Source organism: Mesorhizobium sp. M7D.F.Ca.US.004.01.2.1 (assembly GCF_003997785.1).
GTDB lineage: Bacteria > Pseudomonadota > Alphaproteobacteria > Rhizobiales > Rhizobiaceae > Mesorhizobium > Mesorhizobium loti.
In genome coordinates, this window is record NZ_RZRQ01000393.1 from 1 (window position 1) to 4,982 (window position 4,982).

Genomic DNA, 4,982 nt, shown 5'->3' on the forward strand with positions numbered 1-4,982 from the left:
CCGAAATCTACGCCCAGGGCGAAAAGGCCGGAGCCTTCTACCAGGTGGAATTCGGCGCCGTCCGCGTCTACCGCCTGCTTGCCGACGGCCGCCGGCAGATCAGTGCCTTTCACCTCGCCGGAGAGACATTCGGCTTCGAAGCCGACACGACGCACCATTTCTTTGCTGAAGCGATCAATTCCACCGGGGTCCGCGTCTTCCGCCTCACGGCTGGAGCGGACATGTCCCATCAGTTGCTGCCCCTGGCGCTAAAAGGGTTGACCAGAGCTCAGGAACACCTTCTGGTCCTGGGTCGCCAGAGCGCCATCGAACGCGTCGCCGCGTTCCTCGTCGACATAGCGGAGCGGCAGGGCGGATTGCGGCAGGTGGAACTACCAATGTCGCGTATGGACATCGGTGATTATCTCGGCCTCACCATCGAGACCGTGTCGCGGGTTTTCACCCGACTGAAGGACAAGGGCGTCATCCGCCTGCTCAACCTGCGCAGCGTCGAAATCGTCAAGCACGATGCGCTTCACAATATGAGCGAATGATCCGCGGTATTCAGTCAAGCGACCGCCGCCTCGGCCTCCGCAGTGATCGGCCGTGGATACGAAGGCGATCATCCTCGGGGTATTGACGACTGGGCATCGGCAACGGCGCAAGACAAGACCCGCGCTACCGCGGCGCGAGACCTCGCAAAACCGTCAAGACGACAGGCGGCTAACGCCGCAGCGCGTACACGCTTGCCATGTTTTCGCCGGCCATCGGCAGCGCCATGTCATCATCGAGAAGGCGCGTGATGCGGGCAAAGCCCGTGAACGCTTTCCTTGCTTCCTCGGCCGACATCTGGCCCGACAAAGCGGCCGAGCAGCAATTCAGCGCGCACCGATAAACCGGACCGCGCCGTCCCGTCGGCCATTTCCGCAAGAACACCATGGCCTCGGCAACACTATCGATTTCTTCAGCAGGATGCCCCTGCCCGCGCGAAATTCGCACAGGCGAAAAGAAATGCAGATAATCCATCGTTTCCTCCCGGTCGACCGCGATGCGCTCGATCGAACCCCACCAAACGCACAATCCGCCAGTTGGTTCCACAAAAAAATGGAATCTTTAAAAATCTGTCAAGCGAATGCGATCACCGCGCGCGGTGATGAATGTCGCCTATACCGTCGGGAAGTGGCAGGCGACTTTGCGACCCGGTCGGTATTCCCTCAGTTGCGGCCGCTCCGAACGGCAGCGCTCCGCTGCGATCGGGCATCGGGGGTGGAAACGGCACCCGGACGGAGGGCTGAGCGGGCTCGGTACGTCGCCGGTGAGGATGATGCGCTTGCGCGTTCCGCTGGGCGTCGTCTCCACAACGGGAACCGCCGAGATCAGCGCCTGGCTATAAGGATGGGCTGGTGCTGCAAACACCTCCTCCGCCGGCCCTTCCTCGACGATCGAGCCGAGATACATGACCGCGATGCGGGTCGACACCTGGCGCACGACGGACAAGTCGTGAGCGATGAAGATGTAGGTGAGGTGCAGCTTCTCCTGTAGCCTCTCCGAGGCGTTCGAGGCCATCTGGCGCGCCACCGACGACGTCAGCCTCTCCGAGGGCTCGCGCCACAGCAAGATCCAACGTGTCCGGGTCTTGTGCGTACCGGCCGTTCTGAACCTTTGGCTGGCGGACAGGTTACCGAACTTTCGCCGGTTGCATCCGTCCGTGGATCTGGAGATCTCCACTTCAGGCAAGCGGGCCAATTTCGATTTGGCCATTGTCGACGAGTTCGTTTACAAGGCCGGCCCGGCTTTGACACTGCTGATCCCACTGCTGCTGACGCCGGTCTGTGCGCCTTCGCTGCTGGAGGGGCCGGTGCCGCTGCGATCGCCAGCCGATCTGGTCAATCATCATCTGATCCATGAATGCGAGACCATGAGGTGGAAGCGGTGGTTGGAGCAGGAAGGTGTTTTGGACACGACGCCGAAATCCAGCACAACACTGGATGACTGCACGCTGATCATGCGCGAGGCGATCAATGGCGCCGGAATAGCGCTTGCGGACACGATGATGGCGCAAGATTTTCTGCAGCAAGGCAAACTTGTCGCCCCGTTCCGTGCCCGCCACACCTACCCGGCCGGCATTTACCTGCATCAGCGCCGCAGCATCGGCAACAAGCCAGGCACCGGCCTGTTTCAGGATTGGCTGCTCGCCGAAGTCGCGGACCACAAGCGGGTGATGACCCTCGCTTAGACGGACTCTGCCGTTGCCGGCGGATGTCGGGAGTGCCGGGAGCTGCTTCAGATTGAAATCCCAACGTCGAATTTCGAATCATCGATCGCCAAGTGCAGAGGCGGCCCACCATCGCGGCCCGTCGATAATCGCAGTTCGCATTGAATATCTTTAAGGCCAAAGCCGGCAAATAGGTTGCTTGTCCGTTCCCCTGCGTCAGGCTTAACCTGCACGCGGCCAACGCGTGAGGGCGCGTGCTGCAAAAGGGGAACATTGCAATGACAATACAGGGTGCTTCACCTGATCTGTACAACGAGGATCTGGCTCCAGCCAAAATCCGAAACTGGGGACCATTCTCGATCTTCAACGTCTGGACGTCGGACGTTCACAGCCTCTGGGGCTACTATCTGGCGGCAAGCCTGTTCCTGTTCTGCGGCGGCTTCGTCAACTTCATCATCGCCATCGGCATCGGTTCGCTGATCATCTACGTGATGATGAACATGGTCGGCTATGCCGGGGTCAAGACCGGCGTGCCCTACCCCGTGCTAGCCCGCGCCTCCTTCGGTATCTGGGGCGCCAACATACCGGCGCTGGTGCGCGCCGTCGTCGCCTGCTTCTGGTATGGCGCACAGACGGCCGCCGCCTCCGGCGCCATCGTGGCGCTTTTGATCCGTTCACAATGGTTCGCCGACTTCAACGCCAGCACGCATTTCCTCGGCCATACTGGCCTCGAAGTGATCTGTTTCGTGGTCATCTGGGCGCTGCAACTGCTGATCATCCAGAACGGCATGGAAACAGTGCGCCGCTTTCAGGACTGGGCCGGGCCAGCGGTCTGGGTGATGATGCTGGTGCTGGCGATCTATCTCTGCGTCAAATCCGGGAGATTTGCCTTCACCAGCGACATCCCGATGGATGTGCTGCTGGACAAGACCAAGGATGCGGGCGTGCCCGGCACGCCGGGTTCCTGGACATCGCTGTTTGCGGTGGCGGCGATCTGGGTCACCTACTTTTCCGCGCTCTATCTCAATTTCTGCGATTTCGCCCGTTACGCGCCAGACAAGGCATCGCTGCGTAAGGGCAACATCTGGGGCTTGCCGATCAACCTGATCCTGTTCTCGCTGGTCGCCGGCGTCACCACCATTGCCGCCTTTGACGTCTATGGCGAAGTGCTGCTGCATCCCGACCAGATCTCGGCGAAATTCGACAGCTGGTTCCTGGCAGCACTCGCAGCCTTGACCTTTGCAGTAGCAACACTCGGCATCAATGTGGTGGCAAACTTCGTCTCGCCGGCCTTCGACTTCTCCAACGTCTTTCCCCGGCAGATCGACTTCAAGAAGGGCGGCTACATCGCGGCCATCATCGCGCTCGTGCTCTATCCCTTTGCGCCATGGGAAGGCAGTGCAGCTTCCTTCGTCAACATCATCGGCGCGACGATGGGGCCGATCTTCGGGGTGATGATGGTCGACTACTATCTGATCCGGAAGGGCGAGGTCGACGTCGAGGCGCTCTATCGCGAGGACGGCGAGTTCCGCTTCCAGGGCGGCTGGCACGTCAACGCCTTCATCGCAGCCGGCATCGGCGCCATTTTCTCATCGATCCTGCCGAACTTCACCAACTGGCTGCCGTCCTGGTGGGGCGTCTATGGCTGGTTCTTCGGCGTGGCGATTGCCGGCATCATCTACTATGTGCTGCGCACCGCCGCTTTGGGCGCCGGAGCGAAGACGGCAAAGGCTTGAAAATGAGGCAGTAGGTGCTGGCGAGCAGAGAACAGCTTGCCTACTGCCTACTGCCTACTGTCCACCATCTCGACCAGTCTGCGCACGGTGTTCCAGTTGCGCGAGGTGCCGATGCCCATGCGTTTGTGGTTGGTCGCCGCAAGCAGCCGCGAACTTGGCCTCTCGCGTGAAAAGACGACCCAGATGTCTCCGCCGACCGACACAACCTTCTCGTTCTCGGCGATATAGGTTTGGAGCGCCGCCACGGCGTCCACGGGTGCAGGTTTGCGCATCACCCGCACGGCCACCTGGTCGCCTGCCTCGGCGGATTCGTCCGGAAACGGATTGCCGGCGGCAAGCTTCAGCCAGTCCTCGGCACCGCGCACGATGATATCGACATGGCGGCCGAAGGTCTTTTCGAAGGCTGCTTCCAGCCGCCGTTCCAGATCGGCGATGTCCGTTGCCGGCGCCTCGAACAACAGATTGCCGGTCGCCACCAGCGTGCGCGGGTTGTTCAGCCCGAGCTCCTCGGCCATGGCCTTGAGGTCGGCCATGACGACCCGTCGCCCCTCGCCCAGGATGATGCTGTAAAGCAGCGCGACATAGGTCTGCATAGTCCGACCGGCCTAGAGCATGATGCCGAAAAGTGTGAAGCGGTTTTCTCGGACAAACGGGCACCGTTTGTCCAGACATCATGCTCTATCTCTTTGATTTAGAGCTACACTAGTCGGCTCTGTTCCACCGCCGCCTCGATGAAACTGGCAAACAGCGGATGCGGGTCGAGCGGCCGGCTTTTCAGTTCCGGGTGATACTGCACGCCGATGAACCAGGGATGGTCGGGATACTCGACCGTTTCCGGCAGCACGCCGTCGGGCGACATGCCGGCAAACACCAAGCCGCAATCCTCGAGCCGCTCCTTGTAGTCGACATTAACCTCGTAGCGGTGGCGATGGCGCTCGGAAATCTGCGTGTCGCCATAGATCTCGGCGATCTTGGATCCCTTGGCGAGCTCGGCCTGATAGGCGCCGAGCCGCATCGTGCCGCCGAGATCGCCGGTTTCGCGGCGCTTCTCC

The 4,982-nt window shown here is 61.0% G+C and carries 6 protein-coding genes and 1 pseudogene; 3 read left to right on the forward strand and 4 right to left on the reverse strand.

Going from position 1 to position 4,982, the window contains the following annotated elements; genetic code table 11:
- Positions 1-533, forward strand: a 533-nt coding sequence (locus EN993_RS31260) for a helix-turn-helix domain-containing protein (RefSeq protein WP_127265696.1), incomplete at its 5' end; no start/stop codon positions are given.
- 169 nt (positions 534-702) lie between these two features.
- On the opposite strand, the gene EN993_RS31265 is transcribed toward EN993_RS31260, so the two are convergent.
- Positions 703-1,005, reverse strand: coding sequence for a DUF982 domain-containing protein (locus EN993_RS31265; RefSeq protein ID WP_109669342.1), 303 nt, complete (start codon positions 1,003-1,005; stop codon positions 703-705).
- Positions 1,006-1,143: 138 nt separating this feature from the next.
- Positions 1,144-1,521: pseudogene (locus EN993_RS31270) on the reverse strand (ABC transporter ATP-binding protein); the annotation flags it as partial.
- Here EN993_RS31270 and EN993_RS31275 point away from each other — a divergent pair.
- Both EN993_RS31275 and EN993_RS31280 read left to right on the forward strand, forming a co-directional pair.
- A complete protein-coding gene (locus EN993_RS31275) occupies positions 1,499-2,215 on the forward strand; it encodes a LysR substrate-binding domain-containing protein (protein WP_245469021.1) in 717 nt (238 codons plus the stop codon). The pseudogene EN993_RS31270 and the gene EN993_RS31275 sit on opposite strands and share 23 nt — an antisense overlap.
- A gap of 257 nt (positions 2,216-2,472) precedes the next feature.
- Positions 2,473-3,930 carry an NCS1 family nucleobase:cation symporter-1 gene (locus EN993_RS31280; RefSeq protein WP_109668992.1) on the forward strand — a complete coding sequence of 486 codons (1,458 nt, stop codon included), beginning with the start codon at positions 2,473-2,475 and terminating at the stop codon, positions 3,928-3,930.
- Positions 3,931-3,977: 47 nt separating this feature from the next.
- On the opposite strand, the gene EN993_RS31285 is transcribed toward EN993_RS31280, so the two are convergent.
- Positions 3,978-4,523 (reverse strand): DUF1697 domain-containing protein, encoded by a 546-nt coding sequence (locus EN993_RS31285; RefSeq protein WP_126069067.1) that lies wholly within the window; start codon positions 4,521-4,523, stop codon positions 3,978-3,980.
- A gap of 104 nt (positions 4,524-4,627) precedes the next feature.
- On the reverse strand, positions 4,628-4,982 hold a 355-nt coding region (locus EN993_RS31290), incomplete at its 5' end, for a gamma-glutamyl-gamma-aminobutyrate hydrolase family protein (protein ID WP_164757924.1).